Consider the following 21,358-nt stretch of genomic DNA (forward strand, 5'->3'; position numbering starts at 1 on the left):
TTATAGCATTTTCTCCAAAAACTCTTTGGCGCGGTCTGTTTTAGGATTGGTAAAGAACTCAGCTGGTGGAGCATCTTCCACTACAACTCCACCATCTAGGAATAGAACTCTATTTGCCGCTTCTCTGGCAAAGCCCATTTCATGTGTCACAATAAGCATGGTAATTCCGGTGTTTGCAAGTGACTTCATTACCTCAAGCACTTCTTTCACCATTTCAGGATCCAATGCTGACGTTGGTTCATCAAATAGGATTACTTCTGGATTCATCGCAAGGGCACGTGCGATTGCCACTCTTTGCTTTTGTCCGCCTGATAAACGGCTAGGATATACATTCGCTTTATCAGCAAGACCAACTTTAGCTAGAAGCTCCTGCCCCATTTTTTCCGCTTCGCTCTTGTTTAGTCCCTTTACTTTGATCGGTGCATATGTCACGTTTTGCAAAACCGTTTTGTGTGGGAAAAGATGAAAATGTTGAAATACCATCCCAACGTTTTCTCTTATTTTTTTTATATTTGTATTTTTATCTGTAATATCCGTACCATCAATTATTACTTTTCCTTTGGTAGGTACTTCAAGTAAGTTAATACAGCGCAGAAATGTAGACTTTCCTGACCCAGAAGGACCGATAATCGTCACTACTTCGCCTTTTTCTACTTGTGTATTTATCCCTTTTAAAACGTGAAGCGAGCCATAGGATTTATGCAGATTTTCAACATTAATCACTTCTTCTCATTCTCCTTTCAACTACTTTTGCCAATGTTGTCAGTATCATTACTAGAACGTAATAAATAAGACCGGCAAGAATCATCGGCTCCAAGTATGCATATTTTTCTCCGCCCATTATATAGGCTCTACGCATAATATCTGTTACACCAATAACAGTAACAACCGCTGACTCTTTTGTTAAGGAAACAGCTTCATTGATTAATGCTGGAAAAATGTTCTTTAAAGCCTGGGGCAAAATTAAATCGAACATCGCTTGCCTAGGGGAAACACCAAGCGCCATAGCAGCTTCTTTCTGGCCACGATCTACTGCTAAAATTCCAGCGCGAATAATTTCCGAAATATAAGCAGCTGAATTTAAGCCAAAGGAAAGAATGGCTGCAACAGCTGGCTCAATTTGGATACCAGTTAATTGCGGTACCCCAAAATAAATAATCATTAATTGCAGAACAAGGGGCGTTCCTCTAAAAACTGATGTATAAATAGCAGCAATCCAGCTAAGGACTGGCAGCTTACTAAGTTTAAATATCGAAAGTATAATTCCTAATACAAAACCAATTATTCCAGCCACCACAACAATTTGCAAAGTCACAGTGATTCCCTTTAACAAATATGGGAGAGAGGGAATAAATTGTTGGAAATCTAAGCCCATTACTATCTCAATCCTTTCTAAAAAAACGGAGGTGTTTTTATCTATTATATAGCTTAAAAAACAAGAAAATGTTTAGGGCATATTCTGCCCTAAACTATCCCCCGCAATTACCTTATCTTAGTTACCAAACCATTTTACAACTAACTTATCAATTTCGCCGCTGTCTTTCATTTTCTTTAATTCAGCATTGAACTTTTCTGTTAAGTCGCTGCCTTTTGGAAATGCAATAGCCGAACCAGCGTCTTCATTTGCTTCCTTCGCTGGGAAAGATGTTAATGTATCCTCTTTATTTAAATAACCTTTTGCAACAACATCCTCAATAATTGCTGCATCAAAACGACCTGCTTTAATTTCTTGAATTAATTGAGGAATACGGTCACGGTTCTCTACTGTAACTTTTACTGTTTTAGCGATTTCTTTTGCTGCATCTTCTTGAATAGATCCTAGTTGTACTCCAACCTTTTTACCATCAAGATCTTGAACAGTTTTAATATTGCTATCTTTTGTCGTTACAACTAAGTCTTTTGCTGTGAAATATATATCGCTGAAGTCAACATTTTCTGCTCTTTCCGGTGTTGGAGACATACCGGATAATACTAAATCTACTTTGCCAGATTGTAAAGCAGAAATTAATCCGCTAAAATCCATATCCTTCACTTGGATTTGGTAACCTAACTTTTCGCTTAATGCTTTGGCTAAATCAATATCAAAACCAATAATCTCATCACTTTTTGCAGTATCAATATATTCAAATGGTGCATAATCCGCTGATGTTCCCATCACTAGTACTTTTTTATCAGCTGATCCGCTTCCGCTGTTTGCACCTTTTTCATCAGTAGAAGTACCACATGCACTTAAAATGACTACTATAGACAACAGCATTAATGCTAATAATTTTTTCATCTTAAAATCCCCCTATAGTTACTTATGCTTTTATTCTCTTTTAATATTAGTAGTTTGTCGCAAATTATAAGATAGTCTTTTAATTTATATTCATGCAACAATATGAATTTTAACACATACTAATAATTATTCAATACAATTTATACAAATTCACCAAATGAAATACTATTCTGAAAAAATAAAATTTTCAAACAAAAGGTTGTATTTGATAAATTAGGACGAAAACTTTATCTAATATAGGTTTGAATCTCTTTTTTTCTTGCTGTAAAATCATTTGAACCTCTATTTCCATAAAAAAAACACCCCTTAAGTCAAATTTCACTTTAACTTTCAGGGTGCATGCAAGCTTATTTTACTTCTGTGCAATATTCTTCGAATGCATTTTGTAGTTTTTCTACCACTTGCATAGGATCATGTCCTTCGATTTCATGGCGTTCTACCATCTTAACAAGTTCGCCGTCTTTCATTAATGCAAAAGACGGAGAGGAAGGAGGAAAACCTGTAAAATAAGAACGTGCTTGTTCTGTGGCTTCTTTATCTTGTCCTGCAAATACAGTTACTAATTGATCTGGTCTTTTTTTATAATGTAAGGAGTAACCTGCAGCTGGTCTTGCAATTCCACCTGCACATCCACATACAGAATTAACCATCACTAAAGTGGTGCCTTTTTTGGATAAAGCTTCATCTACAGCTTCTTTTGTTGTAAGTTCTTCGTAACCAGCCTCTACTATTTCTTGGCGTGCTTGACGGACAACATCATTCATGAATAAATTAAAATCAATGTTCATCGTTTCGCTCCTTTTATGAAATATCTTCTTTTTACATTATTATAAAAAAAGTATTCATTTTCAATTTATTTGTTTGCAAAACTTCTTTATTCATTACACTCTTTAATAAATTGGCGTTGTTTCCTCTGACGTTGTCTCTAATATTTCCTTGATTCTCTGTAGGAATCTTCCACATACAAGACCATCTAATACACGGTGATCGAGAGACATACATAAATTCACCATATCAGAGATGGCAATCATATTATCTTTAATAACTGGTCTCTTCACAATTGATTCCACTTGAAGAATCGCTGCTTGAGGATGATTGATAATTCCCATTGACTGAATGGAGCCAAATGATCCGGTATTATTGACAGTAAATGTGCCGCCTTGCATTTCATCAACTGTAAGCTTGCCTGTTCTCGCTTTATTTGCAAGTTCTATTATCTCTCTGGCAATTCCTTTTATCGACTTTTCATCCGCATTTTTGATAACTGGGACAAACAGTGCATCTTCTGTTGCAACGGCAATGGAGATATTAATCTCTTTTTTCTGGATAATATTATCGCCTGCCCAAGTCGAATTAATTTGCGGAAATTCTTTTAATGCACGAGCAACTGCCTTAACAAAGAAAGCAAAGAATGTTAAGTTATAGCCTTCTTCTTTCTTAAAGGAGTCTTTCACTTTATTTCTATATTGAACCAGTTTAGTAACGTCGACTTCAATCATTGTCCAAGCATGAGGAATCTCATGTTTACTCTTTACCATATTGTTAGCAATTGCTTTTCTTAATCCCGTAATTGGAAACTCCTTATCCCCTGCACTTGCTGGCACATTATGTACAATTGTTTCTCGTTGAGGAGTATGATCAACTGTTCCATTAACAGAGCCTTTTGCTTCTGTTTGAACTTGGGGAACTCCTTCTTGTATTGCTTTTTGAACATCTTTTCTAGTAATTCTTCCACCTGCACCTGTTCCAGCTAAAAGCGTTAAGTCAATTCCCGCTTCTTGAGAAAGACGTAAAACAGCTGGCGAATATCTTGCCTTTTGACTTGGAGCAGCATCAGTTAGGGGGGCTTCAGTTTTTTCTTTCGATTCTGCTTTTGCTTCTTTCTCTACCTGCGTATTGTCCCCTTCTACTTCAATGGTACAAATTACTTCCCCTACTTCAAGTGTCTGCCCCTCTTCTGCAAGAAGTTCTTTAATGGTTCCCGAAAAAGAAGATGGAATTTCTGCATTTACTTTATCGGTCATTACTTCTGCAAGAGGATCGTATTTATTTACGACATCCCCTACAGCAACAATCCAATTACTAATCGTTCCTTCTGTTACACTTTCACCTAATTTAGGCATTGTTATCTTTTCAATCGGCATTGTTTTTCCCTCCTTGTTGTACGACTTAGAATTCTGCGAGCTTGCGCATTTCTGTTTCGACTTTTTCTGGTGTTACCAAGAAGAATTTTTCCATTGTTGGTGCATATGGCATTGCCGGAACATCTTCAGCCGCTAGACGCATAATTGGTGCATCTAAATCAAATAAACAATTTTCTGCAATAATTGCTGCAACTTCACTAATAACACTACCTTCTTTGTTATCCTCTGTTACTAGCAGTACCTTGCCTGTCTTAGAAGCGGCTTCAATAATAGCCTCTTTATCGAGTGGATAAACTGTACGCAAATCTAAAATATGTGCAGAAATGCCATCCTCTGCTAACTTTTCAGCAGCCTGCAAGGCAAAATGAACACATAAACCATATGTGATGACTGTTATATCTTCGCCCTCACGCTTTACATCTGCTTTACCAATTGGTAACACATAATCTTCTTCTGGAACAAAACCTTTAATTAATCGATAAGCACGCTTATGTTCAAAGAATAATACCGGATCAGGGTCTTGAATTGCAGCTTTTAACAGCCCTTTGACATCATATGGTGTAGAAGGCATAACAATTTTTAGTCCTGGTGTATTAGCAAACATAGCTTCTACAGATTGAGAATGATAAAGCGCACCATGAATACCGCCGCCATATGGAGCACGAATAACAATTGGACATGTCCAGTCATTGTTAGATCGATATCTTATTTTTGCTGCTTCTGAAACAATTTGATTGACAGCAGGCATTATAAAATCAGCAAATTGCATTTCGGCAATTGGTTTTAAGCCATACATCGCAGCTCCAATTCCTACCCCAGCTATCGCCGACTCCGCTAAAGGCGCATCTATTACCCGCTCTGCTCCAAATTGATCATACAAACCTGTTGTCGCTTTAAATACTCCACCTTTTACTCCTACATCCTCTCCAAGAATAAATACTTTGTCATCCTTCTCCATTTCTTCACGAATGGCTTGAGTTACTGCATCTATATAGGATATTACTGGCATCTTTCTGTTTCCCCCTTAATTCCCGTATACATATTTCAATGTATCTTCTGGTTGTGCATATGGTGCTTTTTCTGCATAATCCGTTGCTTCATTGATCACATCTGCCAATTTCTTATTTAACTCTTGATCCATTTCTTCTGTTAGTATTCCTGTAGAAAGCAAATACGCTTTAAAAGTGAATAATGGATCTTTTGCTTTAGCCTCTGTGACTTCTTCGCGCGCACGATAGCTGCTGTCGTCATCGTCAGAAGAATGAGGAGTTAAACGATAAGAAATCGTTTCAATTAAAGTCGGCCCTTCGCCTCTTCTTGCTCTATCAACCGCCTCTTTCGTCACTCGATACACTTCAATTGGATCGTTTCCATCTACAGTGTATCCCGGCATGCCATAACCAATTGCACGGTCAGAAACATTTGCACATCCTAATTGCTTTTCAATTGGAACGGAAATCGCATATTTATTATTTTCACAAAGAAAAATAACAGGCAGCTTATGCACACCAGCGAAGTTGGCCCCTTCATGGAAGTCTCCCTGATTAGAAGAACCCTCTCCAAAGCTGACAAAGGTTACGAAATCCTTCTTTTCTATCTTCCCAGCTAAAGCAACTCCCACTGCATGAGGTACTTGAGTCGTTACTGGTGATGAACCTGTAACGATTCTATTTTTCTTCTGACCAAAATGTCCTGGCATTTGTCTTCCGCCTGAGTTAGGGTCTTCTGCTTTCGCAAAGCCTGATAACATAATTTCCTTCGGTGTCATTCCAAAGGTTAATACAACACCCAGATCACGATAATATGGCAGCATATAGTCCTTTTCCCGGTCAAACGCAAAGGCTGCTCCTACCTGGGCTGCTTCCTGGCCTTGACATGAGATAACAAAAGGAATTTTTCCTGCTCTATTTAACAACCACATTCTTTCATCAATTCTTCGTGCGAGGAGCATCTGCTCATACATTTCTAATACTTGATCATCCGTTAATCCCGCCTCTAAATGGCGATTATGAACCATTGTCATACTATTACCTCCTAATTGATTCATGTTTGTTCCCCCTATTTAGCTAGACATTATTTTTTGATTTCTTTATTAACCATGAATGGCTTCCCCTTCAACAGCAAGGGCTGCTTCTCCAATTGCCTCTGTCAGTGTTGGATGGGGATGAATCGTATTCCCAATTTCCCAGGCTGTTGCGTCTAGCACTTTGGCAAGAGCTGCTTCGCCAATAAGATCTGTTGCATGGGCACCTATAATATGCACACCCAATAAATCATCGGTTTCTTGATCAGTAATTATTTTGACAAAACCATCTTGTTCTCCAAAAATAAGCGCTTTTCCAATCGCTTTAAAGGAGAATTTGCCTTTTTTTATCTTATACCCAAGCTCAATTGCTTCTTCTTCTGTGTATCCGACACTGGAAATCTCAGGACTTGTATAAATGCATTTGGAAACTGTTTTATAATCCAGTGGATGTGGTTTTTCACCGGCTATATGCTCCACTGCGATTATCCCTTCATGGGAGGCAACATGTGCGAGCTGTAATCCTCCTATACAATCACCAATTGCGTAAATATGCGATTCTTTCGTTTGATAGTATTCATTTGTTTGAATTTGATTTTGAACAACCGCAATGTCGGTATTTTCAAGACCAATTCCTTCTACATTTGCTATGCGGCCTACAGATACTAGCAGTTTTTCCCCTTCAAATGACTTGGCCTCACCATTTTTTTCTGCTTGAATGATTACTTTATCCACATTCTTCTGCAAAGTTTCTGGAAGTACTTTAGCACCTGTTACAATCTGAATTCCCTTTTTCTTGAGGATTCTTTGTAATTCTTTACTAATTTCCTTATCTTCTGTTGGCACCAATCGGTCACTATATTCTAAAATAGTTACTTTAACATCAAAATCAGCAAGCATAGAGGCCCATTCAACCCCTATTACTCCACCGCCAACGATTATAATGGACGAAGGAAGTTTTTCCATTTGCAGCGCTTCCTCTGAACTAATGACAGTCGAACCATCAATCTCTAGACCAGGTAAGCTTTTTGGCCGAGACCCTGTTGCAATGATTACATGTTTCGGAATCAGCATTTCGTTTTCTTCTCCATTATTCATTTCAACCGAAATAGTACCTGGCATGGGGGAAAAAATGGATGGGCCCATTATTCTTCCATTGCCTTCATAAACATCAATTTTTCCTTTTTTCATTAAATACTGAACACCGCTGTAAAGCTGGTTAATAATGGTGGATTTTCTTTCTTGCACCCGATTGAAATCTAATCTTATATCCGAGGTGATAATCCCAAATTCCTCGCTTTTTTTCGCCGTTGCATAAACCTCTGCACTTCTTAATAACGCTTTACTTGGAATACAGCCATTATGTAAACACGTTCCACCTAATTTGCCTTTTTCAACCACCGCTGTCTTTAAACCTAATTGAGAAGCACGAATCGCTGCAACATAACCACCCGTTCCTCCTCCTAAAATGACAAGATCATACTCTTTAGCCATCTACCTTCACTCCTCTCTTTCTCCATATTCTTTTGGTCTCTCTTCCTTACGTAATACTCTTAACACACCTTCTGCCAAAGATTGCCGTTCGTTTTCACCTGGATATATCATTATATCTGCAATCCAATTAACACGTTCCATAATTAATTTTACAAAATGGTTACTAAAGGCTAGTTCACCTGTTAAGATAATGGCATCTACTTTGCCAAAAAGCACGGTGCTCGCACTGCCAATTTCCTTAGCAATTTGATAAGCTAACGCCTCATAAATAAGAATATTGGGATTATCTCGTTTACCAAGCTCTTCCTCTATATCAAAAGAACCTTCAGGCGCTTTACTAAGGTAGGATTTTACTCCAGAATGATACAATAATTGATGCTTCATTTCTTCATATGTAAATTTACCTGAATAGCATAAATCAACTAAATCACCATGAGGTAAAGTACCACACCGCTCCAAACTAAATGGCCCTTCCCCATTTAAGCCATTATTTACATCTATCACTTTTCCATTTGCATGTGCACCGATTGTAATTCCATCTCCAAGATGGGCAATAATCAAATGTGCTTCTTCATATTTTTTGCCTAACTCCATCGCTGCTCGTCTTCCCGTTGCTTTATGATTGAGTGCATGAAAAACACTTTTTCTTGTAATGCTCGGATATCCAGAAATCTTTGCAATATCGTCCATTTCATCGACAACAACTGGATCAACTATATAGGAAGGAATCTCTAAATGTTCAGCAATTTCATAAGCGATAAGTGCTCCTAAATTGGAAGGGTGTTCTCCTCTTGTTTGGGCAAACAGCTCCTCCTGCATAGCAGCGTTTATCGAATAAGTTCCACCATCAATTGGTTTAAGGAGCCCACCTCTTCCACAAACAGCTGCCAATTTGGAAAGGTTTATTCCTTTATTCACCAAATAAGACAAAATCTCATCTGATCGATACTTATATTGAGCAACAATCGAAGAGAATTCTAGCAATTTATTGTATTCATGATGTAAATCGTCTACAATAATCGGCACTTCATTTTCATATAACGCGATTTCGGTTACTGCTGCCCGTGGGTTTATGACCAATATACGATATTTCCTCATTTTAATAAGCCCCTAAGAAAGAATTAATTTAAATGATACTTATCCAATTTATAGTATAAATTGCGGACTGACAGCCCCAATGTTTTAGCTGTTAGTGTTTTATTTCCATCTAGCTTTCTCAATGTCTGTTCGATTATAACTTTCTCGTATTTCTCTACCAGGACAGATAATGGTTGATTTTCTATATTAGCATCCTCTTGAAATTCCGCTTGTTGTTTTTTTATTACTTGCGGAAGCGCGAGATGCTCTAGTTTAAGCACGGAATCTTCTTCCCTAGCTTGTATCACTGAAAGCTGGAGGATTGCCTTTAATTCAAGGATATTCCTTGTATAACCATAATTTTTCAAAGCTTTTTGTGCTTCTGGGTCAATCTCTGTTATCCATCTTCCGTTTTCTTTGTTCAACTCGATAAGAAAATGTTTCGCTAACAGATAAATATCCTCTTTGCGTTCCCTTAAAGGTGGTAAGTATATATTTGATTTCATTAATTCATCATAAAGTTCTTCTAAAAAGTCCCCTGCCATTAATGCTTTTTCTAGCTTAATAGGGGAGGAAACAATCAAGCGGAAGGATGGCTTCTTCTCTTCCTGTGCTAATTCCTTCAGTCTATTTAATAGAGAGGTTTGTTCTGCCATCGATAAACAGGTAATATTTTCAAGATATACGGTTCCTTTTGATAAAGAATTCATTGTACTTAAAAATGCTCGTAATTGTTCTCGATTCTTCTGCGGATAAATCCGTTTAAATAGATGAAACTTATTTTCGCTCCAATTATGAATGGCATTAGCAAGCATAAATTTACCAGTTCCCTCTTCTCCGCGGATAAATATAACCTGTTTACTCCCTGCCGCCAACTTTGCCTGTTCAATAGCGAAGTTCATGGATGGAGACTGATATATAAAATCATCAAACTGAAAGCTCTGTTCTAATCCTCGGATAATGGCTTTTGTCTGTTGAAGTTCTTTTTTTAATTGAGCCGTTTCTGTTTCATTATGAAGAATCTGCAAACAGCCCTTTAATTTCCCATCCACCATAATAGGTGTACTTTTTACCGTTAAACATAAGGTGTCTGTCTGAATGGTTATTTCTGCATCTCTTCTTGTTTGAATGACTTCTTCTCTATTTTTTCTCATTAATTGATGGTTATTTTGCTGATCAAGGAGAACAGCCAATTCTTTATATGACGAATTTTGCATAACAATATGGCCAAATTCATCTACTACAAGATAGGCTTCTGCACTTTTTTGCAAAAGCAATGTTAACAGCATTTGAAGGCTATCTTTATCAATCCATTGTCTTTTTTGGCTTTCTTCTTGTAAAACCGCTACAGCACCAATTACATTATTATCTTTTCCTATTAGCGGATAACGGGAAATAAGAAGATAATCCGCTTCAGAAATAGCAAACTTTTTCTGCTCTTCTATTCTTTTCGTATGTAATACTCTCATCATCCCACTGTTAGGGATAACGGATAAAATATGCTGATCTATTTGAAGCGGATATTGGTTCTGCATCAAACTTTGCGCACTTTTATTGAAATAAGAGATAACGCCGCGATCATCTATTATAATTATGCCTTCCTTTATTTCATCAAAAAGCGTATAAGAGGTTGACTGTATCATTCGATCAATCATTCGCACACTTCCCATCTGTCTATCCGTGCAATATATTTCATATCTATACTATACCTACTCCCTAAAAAATATGCAATTTTTTTCCCGTTTTCTTTTATTTCTGAAAAGTAAAAAGGTTATGTCTGTTTTAACATTTTGAGATCGCTAACATGTTAAGGAGAAGTATTCAAATAGTTGCTTAAGAATTCTTTTTTCGCAAAAAAAGGTTTTCCGCCTCTTCTCTAAACTAGAGATTACAGCAGAAAACCCATTATATTATGATTGTGTCAGGACAGTTCGTGCAATAATTGGCTCATCTGTAATAATGGCAGATATTCCAGCATCCATTAATGCTTGCATCGTTTTCGGATTATTTACCGTATATGCCCTAACTTTAATATTATTTTCTTCTGAAGATTTTATTATCTCTCGATTTATCCGTTTATAATTAGGGTGAAATCCTTTGGCATTTATAGCATTGGCATAAATCCAAGGCTGATAAATTCCATCAGACAATAAAGGGGCCGTTTCAATTTCTGGAGCGATGCGATAAGTATGTACGAGACTATAATGATTAAAGGAGGAGAAAATAATTCTTTTTTCAAAACCGTATTTGCGGATGAGAGCAATTGTTTTCTCTTCCATTCCTTCATAAGCAATCTTGTTATTCTTCATTTCAATATTGCAGATTATGTCATTATCTTGCATCCAATCAAACAATTCGATTAAAGTGGGAATAGGCTCATTCTCGACTTGCTTAAATCGATGTCCTGCATTAAATGATCTTAACTCTTTATAATTGAATGCTTGCACATAGCCAGAAGCATTCGTTGTTCGATCTACCTTTTCATCATGGATGATGACTATTTCCCCATCCTTAGACATTTGAATATCAATTTCAATCCCATCAGCCTCTGCCTTTTCTGCCTCGATAAAAGCCATCATTGTATTCTCTGGATAATGTGCCGAAAAACCTCGGTGTGCAAATATTTTCGTCATAACAAATCACTTCCTTATGTAGAACTTCATTATATATGGCCATTTATGTAATGTTTTTGGTCAGATGAAAAAAACAGGCCCTAACCTAAGTCAGAGCCTGTATTACTTTTGTTAAATTAGTTTTTTACTACGTTAGCAGCTTGAGGTCCGCGTTGACCTTCTTCTATGTCAAAACTTACTTCTTGACCTTCGTCTAAAGTTTTGAAACCTTCAGTTTGAATAGCGCTGAAATGTACGAATACATCTTGTCCTTCTTCTGTTTCGATGAATCCAAAACCTTTTTCTGCGTTAAACCATTTTACTTTACCTGTAGCCATTTCTTGTTTCCTCCTATGTGCTTTATGCACAAATGTATTACTATCCTTGCTCGTAGTAAAAAATAAAGAAATATGTATTTCTCAACTATTTTCTAAAGAACAAAAATAAGTCTCCTTAATAGTAACAGGTTAATCTGCAGAAAGCAAATCTTTGAACGATTATTTTTCAATTTTTTAAAATAAATTCCTTATTTTGGATTACTCAGTTAAATAATCGCGGTAATATAACTCAACAAAGACTAGTTTAGCTAACAATAACGGAATATTAATAGATGTGCCTACCCTACTAATTAACTTACTTCCATGGACTTTTTTGTCTGTAAGTTTTCATCCACCAATGTTGGGGAGTGAGATTTCTCCTTTAAATGCGAAACTGATTTCGTATTTCTACTTTTGGATGAGTAGTATTTTTCTTTCTTATAATTTCCTTCATGAAATCATTAAAAGCGATTGTCTCCATTATAATCTCTCCTTTAAAGTAACCCCGATTCAAAATGGAATCCGGCTGATTTCTAATAGTTACTTTTATAATTATAAGTTGACATCTTCTTTTGTTAAGTTTCCATATTAACATTTAAAACACACTTTATCCTTAGTATTTTTTACGTTATTTTCAAAATAAAAGAGGGTCAGACATAAGTATTTCAACCCAATATAACCCCGAACAATTACACGTACATATTAGTGATATGCTCCCCTATAGGTAGACAGATTAAAAAATAAAAATCTGGTTACTTGTAGGGGAGTATTTTTATGCCTAGAAAATCTTATTCTGTAGAAGAGAAATATCAAATAGTGAAAGCTTTAGGGGAAGTAAATTCGTCACTCCAAGTTTCATCGATTTATAAGGTGCACTTTTCTACCGTTTTGGAATGGAAATATAAATTTGATACATTCGGTTTAGAAGGACTAAAAGAGACTTCTTCCTGGAAAAAGTATTCTAAAGAACTAAAGTTATCCGCTATTCAAGATTATGCCTCTGGAAATTACTCGATTCGTGAAATTACGAGAATGTATGAAATATCAGATCCATCTGTCCTTAGAAGGTGGATTAAGAAGTATAATAGTCATAGTGAAATAAAAGATACGTCACAAGGAAGGACGAGCTCTATGACTAAGGGAAGAAAAACGACTTGGGAAGAACGAATACAAATTGTGCTAGATTGTTTAGGGAACAAAAAAGACTATCAAGAAGCAGCTAATACTCATCAGGTTTCTTATCAACAAATCTATCAATGGGTTAAGAAGTATGAAGATGGCGGAGTAGATGCATTGAAAGATAGGCGTGGTTCTACGAAAGAGGAATCCGAGCTAACTCAAGAGGAGAAAATAACTCTTCAAATGAAGAAGTTAGAAAGAGAAAATGAGCGATTACGTGCAGAAAACTTATTTTTAAAAAAGTTAGAGGAGATCGAAAGGAGGCAAAAATAAGTCAAATCCAATCGGAGGATAAGTATATCGCTATTCAAGAGATCCATCAGGAAGAGAATATAAGCATTCAATTACTGAGTGAAATAGCGGGAATTGCACGATCCGCCTATTATAAGTGGCTTCATCGCGTTCCTTCTTCTCAAGAGCTATTGAATGAGAAAATCATGAAAGAGATGAAAATTCTCCATGAAAAAGTGGAGGGCATCTTCGGTTATCGCCAAATGACCCTTCACATGAATAGACAGTTTAAAGAAAGATTGAATCATAAAAGAATTTATCGACTAATGAAAGTGGTTGGCTTACGCTCGATCATTCGTATCAAGAAAAAACGTTATAAACGCTCCGTTCCCCAACAAGTGGCAGAGAATATCTTAAATCGGGAATTTACCGCAACAAAACCAAATGAAAAGTGGGTGACGGATGTGACAGAATTTAAGTATGGTTCATCAAAGAAGGCATATTTAAGTGCCATTCGGGATCTTTATGATGGATCCATTGTTAGCTATGTTTTAGGACATTCGAATAATAATGAACTTGTATTCCAAACGCTTGATCAAGCAACCGTACTTTTATTGGAGGAAGAACATCCAATTATCCATAGTGATCGAGGGTATCAGTATACTTCAAAAGGTTTTAAGCTTAAAGTAGACGAGGCAGAGATAACACACAGTATGTCACGAGTTGGAAAGTGTATTGATAATGGTCCAATGGAGTCTTTTTGGGGGACACTGAAATGCGAAAAGTATTATTTACACAAATATAAGACCTTTGAGGAACTTTCTCTTGCGATAGATGACTATATCCAATTTTATAATAACAATAGATATCAAAAACGATTAAACGGCCTTAGCCCTATGGAATACAGAGTTAAAGCCGCTTAGATCTTTTTTATTATTTCCACTGTCTACTTGACAGGGGGCAGTTCATAGAAAATATTCCTATAATTGTTCGGGGTTTTTATGTATTTTAAGAAAAAAGATTTGTGGTAATCACCCGCAGACTGAATACACTTCGCTTTCCATGGGGCGAGCGCCAAGCCTCCTCGTTCCTGCGGGGTCTTGGACTTTCTCGCAGCTCCCATAGGAGTCTACGTGTATTCAGTCTGCTCTATTTTTTCCTAGTAATTGTAGTTTGCTTAAAAACTAAATAAGCTTTAAAAAAGGAGTGAAATGGAACGGAGGATACTCGACTCCTGCGGGAAGCAGAGCAAAGCCTAAGACCCCACAGGCTTTAACCGAGGAGACTTAGGTTGCTCCCCCGCGCATCGTGTGTCTGTAGTGTAAAGGAACGAATTGGTTTCACCACTGAATTAGAGATTATTCGTCTTTATCCAATATATATTTTGTTTTGTCCCACCCTCTTTTTATGAAAATTAACTATCTTTATAGAATTTAAAGAATAATAATTTGGTTCCTTCACTAAGATTCATTCTCTTTTTTAGTCCACTTTTTAATAATTCCATGATATACACTTAGGAAAAAGTAGTAAATGCAAAGAATAATTGCTACTTTAGATGGAGTACTATGATATGGTCTATCATCAAACATCCTATATAGTAAACAAAAGAATAAACAAAATTCTTTATAAACATACTAATCTCCTCAGCCCCTTTATTTCAAATGTGATATTTAGCTACACATTGCGTGTGAAATATACTAGAGTAACAGCCATTGATAGCGCATTATTTTTAACACCCATTTTTAATATTCTTTTAGCTATCTTTTTATAATTTCCATCCTTAGCATATTGAACCAAAGTTGTAATAGCTGCAATTGATAAAGTATCCCTATAATTATCCTTTATTTTTTTCAAATACAACCATCAATTTTATCTCGCTTATTTTGACTTGGATACCAAGAAAGAGTTCTACTAATTGAAAACGTACTAATTAAATCTGAAGATTTTGTGACTTCTTCATTAGATATATCTAAACTCTCTTTCTTTAGTTGCTCAATATTTCAGCCATTCCAAATGTCTCATCATACTTTTCAAAATTAATATGTGAAACATAGGAAAAATACTCCAAATCTTTTCACTTTCATATACATTCTGAACTATCCTAATTGAATATATTACTACTATATAATAAATTGGGGTTTTTTAGGAATTAATACATCTCTCTTTAACAACCACTGTATACTTACCACATCTTGTAAATACTTAATGTAATTTCTAATATGACTTGATTTGGCCTTACTTGCATCATCAATCTTAAACTCGTTTTATAAGTACATTGCGAAGAGTTAAAGTGTTTGTTCTTAACTCGCGAGGGTTTTCTTGGATAAATGTTTAGAATCGCAATACAACATAAAAGAATCGATTTGATAGTCCATTTCGCTCATACTCAAAAGAAAAAGCACCTCCTAAATTATCGAGTTTAATACAAACTCAATAAACTAAGAGATGCTTTTATAAATTGCTATTTAAAATATTGTTAGTTGGTCAGTAAAGTTATCGGCTACATCACTTGTGACAAGTTGTAAACAATTTACCGTTTCTCTAAAACCCTCTCCTACCAACAGCCCTAACCCTCTCAAGAAGCCTTATGTTCCAGCCTTAATTTATCTGCCACAATCGCAATAAATTCTGAGTTAGTCGGTTTTGCTTTGGACATGCTGACAGTGTAGCCGAATAGGGATGAGATGGAGTCGATGTTGCCTCTGCTCCATGCCACTTCAATGGCATGACGGATTGCCCGCTCGACTCGGCTTGCTGTTGTATTAAATTTCTTTGCGATATCTGGATACAATACTTTTGTAATGGATCCTAATAATTCGATATCATTATAAACCATGGAAATGGCTTCGCGTAAATAGAGGTATCCTTTAATATGGGCAGGAACTCCAATCTCGTGAATAATACTTGTAATGCTTGCGTCCAAATTCTTCGTTTTTGGTTCTTGTGTTTTGAAAGAAGAAGAAGATTTTCTGACAAATCCGGTTGTTTTGCCACTTACTTGGCGAATATGGCTTGCTAAATACTCCATATCAAACGGTTTTAAAATAAAATAAGAGGCACCTAATTCAACCGCTTTTTTTGTAACATCTTCTTGACCAAAGGCAGTTAACATAATCACGTTAGGCATAGGTTTATTCATTTGACGCATTCTTTCTAATACGGCTAAACCATCTAAATGAGGCATGATAATGTCTAGCACCATCACATCTGGTTCAAGCTGCTCCACTAGTTCTAAACACTCCTGGCCGTTATGCGCTACACCAATTACTTCCATGTCGTCCTGAGCATCTATATACTCTTCCAATAATCCTACCAGTTCACGATTGTCATCAACAATGCATACTTTTATTTTCTTCAACGATTGTTTCCTCCCTCAATCCAAATGTCTCTAATTTTATCTATATTTTTATTCTAAAGGACATTTTCGACAAAGCAACCAAAAATCCTTTGATTTTATAAAAAAAACTTAAAAAATAGGAAAAACCCTATTAATTCTCTCATTTTCTCACGTTTTCGACTGATTTCGATACATTTCATTTTTTTGTCGAAAAATCTTTATGGCTATATTATACACAACACTAGGCTATAGCAAAAGCAATCAAGTTACTTATCTTCCATATAGCCAAACACTTCTTTATTTGGAAGAAAAAATTATGACTTTTTTATGAATATTTTCTTGTTGGGATACAACTTTATACGGTATTATTAAAGTTGGACAAAAAAACGTCTAGTTTTTTTGTTTTTACCTTTATCTGCATAAAAAAGATAAAGGTTGCACAAATTTATTAAGTATTTGTGTTTTCATTTTCCCAAAGTATAGAAAGGATTTTTTTATGGAGAACGTCACTAAGGAAAACAACACTTATAAAATACTATGGAAGCTAACGAGACCGCATACGTTAACAGCTTCTTTTGTACCAGTTTCCATTGGTACGGTATTATCTTTCCCTCATGCCTCAACAAACTGGGGTTTATTTTTTGCCATGATGTTTGCTTGTTTGATTATTCAAATCGCAACCAACTTATTTAATGAGTACTATGATTATGTAAGAGGAATTGATACTGCTGATTCAGTAGGAATAGGCGGAGCAATTGTTCATCATGGGATGAAGCCAAAATTAGTTTTAAATATGGCGATCAGCCTATATATACTTGCACTACTTTTAGGTATTTATATTTGTTCTAATACTTCTTGGTGGATTGCATTAGTCGGCTTACTCGGTATGGCGATTGGCTATTTATATACAGGAGGCCCGCTTCCAATAGCTTATACACCTTTTGGAGAAGTGTTTTCTGGTATATGTATGGGATGTATCTTCATCCTTATCTCTTTCTTTATCCAAACAGGTCACATTAGCCAAGAAAGCATCCTTATTTCTGTTCCAATCGCTATTCTTATTGGTGCGATTAATTTATCGAATAACATTAGAGATATTGAAGAGGATACATTAGGCGGCAGAAAAACGATTGCTATACTTATCGGCTTTAACAAAGCGGTTAACCTACTTGCGGCATTATTTATCTTATCCTACCTCTGGATTATAATTTTCGTTGCTCTCGGTTTCTTTAGTCCTTGGTTATTAATCGTACTGCTTAGTTTCAAAAAACCATTAGATGCCATTAAGGGCTTCAAAGGAGATCGAAGCCAAACACCGATTGCCATGAAAAACACTGGTTTAACAAACACCATGTTTGGATTGTTTATCACAGTTGGTTATTTGTTAGATTTTATCATGCAAAATATGTAGTAGTATAATGTCTCATGTAAAAGGATTGTCGATTCATCCTTTTACATGAGACATTTTAATTTTTATGAAGCTTTTTGCCCTTTTTCATATATATCGATTCCTGCCTCATTTAACATCCATTCAATGTGAACTCCATATCCGCTTGTCGGATCATTTACAAATACATGGGTTACAGCACCAATGACCTTACCATCTTGAATAATTGGACTTCCGCTCATTCCTTGAACGATACCGCCTGTTTTGCTTAATAATTCTTTATCTGTCACTTTGATGACTAGCCCTTTTGTTGCAGGATACTTTTGAGGTACAGAGCTTACTACTTCTATATCAAATAGCTTCACCTGATCATTATCCACAACTGTTAAAATTTGCGCTGGTCCTTCTTTCACTTGGTCTGATAACGTAATCGGCATCGGCTTATCCATTATTCCATTTTTAATTTGTTTATTTAATACACCAAATATTCCAAAAGGACTATTTGTTTTGATATCCCCGATTATTTCTTTATCTTCTGAAAATCTCGCTAATTTTTCACCAGGATTTCCGTTACTTCCTTTTTCAATACTTGTTACAGTAGATCTTAGTACTTCTCCATCATCCACAACGATTGGTTTTTTTGTATCCATATCTGAGATTACATGTCCTAAAGCTCCATATTTCATGGAATCTGGGTGATAGAAAGTCATTGTTCCAATCCCAGCTGCTGAATCCCTTATATAAAGCCCTAATTTAAATATGTTATCCCCTTTTTCCTTTAAGGGCATTAACTTTGTTTTAAACTCCTCTTTCTCTCTTTTTACAACCAACTCTAAAGGTTTGTTTCCTTCGCCTGCTTTTTGAACAAAAGGTGCTACATCTGCCATTTTTTCTATTTTCATTCCATTTATTTCGACTATCATATCGCCAACTTTTATCCCGGCCTTTTCACCAGGTGATTGCTTTCCTTCTTCTGTATTTACCTGATGGTGCCCAACCACCAGTACGCCAACAGTATTTAGTTTCACCCCAATGGACTGACCACCGGGAATTACTTTAAAGTCTTTAAGAACATTCACATCCACTTTTTTTATTGGAAAACCTGCAAGTTCAAGCATCATCTCATCTTTCCCACTAACTTTTCCTTGCAAGGAAAATTTCCCTTTTTCTTGACTTAATGCAACAACCGAATCTTCGTCTGCCACATTTGCTGTCACAGAAATCGCCTCACTATTGTTGATCTCCATTGATTGTCCTTCAAACAATGTAATGCTTTTTGGGATATGAAGATATTCTTGAAATGATTGATTACATACTAAAGATATTAATGAAACAAGGAGAATCCCACCAATTATTTTTCTAAGGATATCACTTTTCAATTCACTTCACTCTCCTCGCTTCTTTTCACCACTACTTCTCCGGCTACATTTATAAGTTTGCCTGTAACAGCATCATTTATAACTGTTAAAAATTTTAAATACCTACCCATAATGGATATTCCTTGCAATTAGTTTCCCACGCACCATTAAAATAGACAACTCTTCATAAGAATAAAATAAACCTCTGCACATATACAGAGGTTTTACGTGTCTATATTTTATTCTTAGCTTTTTGCGCTAATTTTAACAGTTCTTTTGCATGTTTTTTTGTTAATTCCGTAATTTCCGCTCCTGAAATCATTCGTCCGATCTCTTTTACCTTATCTTGCTGCACTAATGGTGTGACAGACGTAGATGTGCGGCCATCCTCAATTTTTTTTGCGATAAATAAATGGGTATCTGCCATTGCTGCCACCTGCGGCAGATGGGAAATACAGAGCACTTGAGAATCAACCGACACATGGTGGATTTTTTCAGCGATTGCTTGTGCTACTCTTCCACTCACCCCAGTATCTACCTCATCAAATATGATGGATGTCACCCCTTGATGCTTAGAGAAAATGCTTTTTAAAGCAAGCATCATTCTGGAAAGCTCTCCACCGGACACAATTTTGGATAGTGGTTTTAACGGTTCTCCAGGATTTGTAGAAATGTAAAATTCCACTTCATCTATCCCTTTTTTCGTAACATTGTTCTCATCAGCATGAATTCTTACTTCAAAAACAGTCTTTTCCATGTAGAGCTCTTTTAATTCTTGATGAATACTATCTGTCAGACGAAGAGCTGCTCTCTTTCTTAAGGCAGTCAATTCCTTTGCTTCCACTAAAAGATCTTTTTTAAGAGAAGCTAACTCCTTTTCCAATAAATCGATATGGGTTTCTTTATTTTGTAATGTTTCTAATTCCTCCTCTATTTTCGCAGCATACACTAGGATCTCTGCTACTGTTTTTCCATATTTGCGTTTTAAGGTATTGATTTCATTTAGTCTTGTTTCAATCTCATTTAACCTTTCGGGGTCATATTCTAGGTAATCTAAAGCGCTTCTCATCTGTCTAGCAATATCCTCTAAAATATAATAGCTATTGGAGACAGACTCAGCCATATCCTTGTATTCAGTGTCTAAGCTTGCAGCTTCCTCCATATTCCCCATGACCTCACCAAGCCAATCCAGCCCTTTCTGTTCTCCCCTAAGAGCAGTATAGCCTGTTTGTATGCTATCATAAATTTTCTCGAAATTGCTTAATTTCTTCCTTTCTTCTAACAGCTCATCATCTTCATTAATTTTCAAATGAGCACTTTCAATTTCATTAAACTGAAATTGTAATAAATCAAGTCTTTGAGCCATTTGCTGTTCATTTTCTGTTAAATTCATTAGTTTCTTTTGAGTTTGTGTATAAGAGCGATAAATTTCTTCATATTCTTCTAAAACAGGAGCTAATTCTCCCATTGCAAAAGTATCCAGCAACTGTAAGTGCTTCGTTTCATCCATTAATTCTTGATGTTCATGCTGACCATGAATATCAATTAAAGTGGAACCTATTTCTCTTAATACAGCGATCGTGATAAGCTTGCCATTTATCCGGCATACACTCTTACCAGATAAAGCTATATCTCTTCTTAATACAATAGCACCCTCATCTATATCGATACCAAACTCATTCATTTTTTGAAAACAAGGATGACCGTCTTCTATATAAAATAGCCCTTCTATTTCTGCTTTTTCTTCTCCATGGCGAACAAATTCCGCCGAACCGCGTCCTCCAACTAATAAATTGATCGCATCAATAATGATAGACTTTCCTGCACCTGTTTCACCAGTTAATACGGTCAGTCCCTTTTTAAATGATATGGATAGACTTTCAATGATTGCAAAATTTTTAATCGATAATTCACTTAGCAA

General features: G+C 36.1%; 18 protein-coding genes. 2 read left to right on the top strand and 16 right to left on the bottom strand.

The window, feature by feature from the left end; all coding sequences use genetic code 11:
- The 12 genes from NSS71_RS10195 to NSS71_RS10250 all read right to left on the bottom strand — a co-directional run bounded on the left by NSS71_RS10195 (position 1) and on the right by NSS71_RS10250 (position 11,966).
- Positions 1 to 723 carry an amino acid ABC transporter ATP-binding protein gene (locus tag NSS71_RS10195; RefSeq protein WP_047941103.1) on the bottom strand — a complete coding sequence of 241 codons (723 nt, stop codon included), beginning with the start codon at positions 721 to 723 and terminating at the stop codon, positions 1 to 3.
- Positions 716 to 1,375 (bottom strand): amino acid ABC transporter permease, encoded by a 660-nt coding sequence (locus tag NSS71_RS10200; RefSeq protein WP_061798429.1) that lies wholly within the window; start codon positions 1,373 to 1,375, stop codon positions 716 to 718. Before NSS71_RS10200 ends, NSS71_RS10195 begins: the two co-directional genes overlap by 8 nt.
- Positions 1,376 to 1,492: 117 nt before the next feature.
- A complete protein-coding gene (locus tag NSS71_RS10205; protein ID WP_047941105.1) occupies positions 1,493 to 2,278 on the bottom strand; it encodes a transporter substrate-binding domain-containing protein in 786 nt (261 codons plus the stop codon).
- A 347-nt stretch (positions 2,279 to 2,625) separates the two neighbouring features.
- Entirely contained in the window at positions 2,626 to 3,066 is a 441-nt protein-coding gene (locus NSS71_RS10210) for a BrxA/BrxB family bacilliredoxin (protein WP_047941106.1), read from the bottom strand.
- A gap of 102 nt (positions 3,067 to 3,168) precedes the next feature.
- Positions 3,169 to 4,422, bottom strand: a complete 1,254-nt coding sequence (locus tag NSS71_RS10215) for a dihydrolipoamide acetyltransferase family protein (protein WP_341151621.1) — start codon at positions 4,420 to 4,422, stop codon at positions 3,169 to 3,171.
- 25 nt (positions 4,423 to 4,447) lie between these two features.
- Positions 4,448 to 5,431: an alpha-ketoacid dehydrogenase subunit beta gene (locus tag NSS71_RS10220; protein ID WP_047941108.1), complete on the bottom strand. Its 984-nt coding sequence runs from the start codon at positions 5,429 to 5,431 to the stop codon at positions 4,448 to 4,450.
- Between the two features lie 15 nt (positions 5,432 to 5,446).
- On the bottom strand, positions 5,447 to 6,439 hold the full coding sequence (locus NSS71_RS10225) for a thiamine pyrophosphate-dependent dehydrogenase E1 component subunit alpha (protein WP_047941355.1): 993 nt from the start codon (positions 6,437 to 6,439) through the stop codon (positions 5,447 to 5,449).
- A gap of 75 nt (positions 6,440 to 6,514) precedes the next feature.
- On the bottom strand, positions 6,515 to 7,939 hold the full coding sequence (gene lpdA / locus NSS71_RS10230; protein ID WP_341151622.1) for a dihydrolipoyl dehydrogenase: 1,425 nt from the start codon (positions 7,937 to 7,939) through the stop codon (positions 6,515 to 6,517).
- 6 nt (positions 7,940 to 7,945) lie between these two features.
- Positions 7,946 to 9,037 (bottom strand): butyrate kinase, encoded by a 1,092-nt coding sequence (gene buk / locus NSS71_RS10235; protein WP_341151623.1) that lies wholly within the window; start codon positions 9,035 to 9,037, stop codon positions 7,946 to 7,948.
- Positions 9,038 to 9,060: 23 nt separating this feature from the next.
- A complete protein-coding gene (locus tag NSS71_RS10240) occupies positions 9,061 to 10,671 on the bottom strand; it encodes a sigma 54-interacting transcriptional regulator (protein WP_341151624.1) in 1,611 nt (536 codons plus the stop codon).
- 255 nt (positions 10,672 to 10,926) lie between these two features.
- Positions 10,927 to 11,649 carry a glycerophosphodiester phosphodiesterase gene (locus NSS71_RS10245; RefSeq protein ID WP_047941112.1) on the bottom strand — a complete coding sequence of 241 codons (723 nt, stop codon included), beginning with the start codon at positions 11,647 to 11,649 and terminating at the stop codon, positions 10,927 to 10,929.
- A gap of 116 nt (positions 11,650 to 11,765) precedes the next feature.
- The gene (locus NSS71_RS10250; RefSeq protein ID WP_047941113.1) at positions 11,766 to 11,966 is read right to left on the bottom strand and encodes a cold-shock protein; all 201 of its coding nucleotides are present in this window, start codon (positions 11,964 to 11,966) and stop codon (positions 11,766 to 11,768) included.
- Between the two features lie 753 nt (positions 11,967 to 12,719).
- Between NSS71_RS10250 and NSS71_RS10255 the strand changes: the two genes are divergently transcribed.
- Positions 12,720 to 14,278, top strand: a protein-coding gene (locus tag NSS71_RS10255; RefSeq protein WP_152680057.1) for an IS3 family transposase whose coding sequence is annotated in 2 segments (ribosomal slippage) — positions 12,720 to 13,359 and positions 13,359 to 14,278 — 1,560 coding nt in all. Because the reading frame shifts where the segments join, the coding sequence is not laid out codon by codon here.
- A 751-nt stretch (positions 14,279 to 15,029) separates the two neighbouring features.
- Here NSS71_RS10255 and NSS71_RS10260 read toward each other — a convergent pair.
- Together NSS71_RS10260 and spo0A are read right to left on the bottom strand one after the other, a co-directional pair.
- Positions 15,030 to 15,209, bottom strand: coding sequence for a hypothetical protein (locus NSS71_RS10260; RefSeq protein ID WP_144545222.1), 180 nt, complete (start codon positions 15,207 to 15,209; stop codon positions 15,030 to 15,032).
- 721 nt (positions 15,210 to 15,930) lie between these two features.
- The gene (gene spo0A, locus NSS71_RS10265; RefSeq protein WP_047941117.1) at positions 15,931 to 16,713 is read right to left on the bottom strand and encodes a sporulation transcription factor Spo0A; all 783 of its coding nucleotides are present in this window, start codon (positions 16,711 to 16,713) and stop codon (positions 15,931 to 15,933) included.
- Positions 16,714 to 17,188: 475 nt separating this feature from the next.
- Here spo0A and NSS71_RS10270 point away from each other — a divergent pair, with 475 nt between their 5' ends.
- Positions 17,189 to 18,103, top strand: coding sequence for a 1,4-dihydroxy-2-naphthoate polyprenyltransferase (locus NSS71_RS10270; protein WP_047941118.1), 915 nt, complete (start codon positions 17,189 to 17,191; stop codon positions 18,101 to 18,103).
- 62 nt (positions 18,104 to 18,165) lie between these two features.
- Here the strand turns inward: NSS71_RS10270 and spoIVB are convergent, their stop codons facing one another.
- Both spoIVB and recN read right to left on the bottom strand, forming a co-directional pair.
- Positions 18,166 to 19,458 carry a SpoIVB peptidase gene (gene spoIVB / locus NSS71_RS10275; RefSeq protein WP_047941119.1) on the bottom strand — a complete coding sequence of 431 codons (1,293 nt, stop codon included), beginning with the start codon at positions 19,456 to 19,458 and terminating at the stop codon, positions 18,166 to 18,168.
- Positions 19,459 to 19,669: 211 nt separating this feature from the next.
- Positions 19,670 to 21,358 carry a DNA repair protein RecN gene (recN, locus tag NSS71_RS10280; RefSeq protein WP_341151625.1) on the bottom strand — a complete coding sequence of 563 codons (1,689 nt, stop codon included), beginning with the start codon at positions 21,356 to 21,358 and terminating at the stop codon, positions 19,670 to 19,672.

It is taken from the genome of Niallia sp. FSL W8-0951 (assembly GCF_038006525.1).
In the GTDB taxonomy this organism is placed as follows: domain Bacteria; phylum Bacillota; class Bacilli; order Bacillales; family Cytobacillaceae; genus Niallia; species Niallia circulans.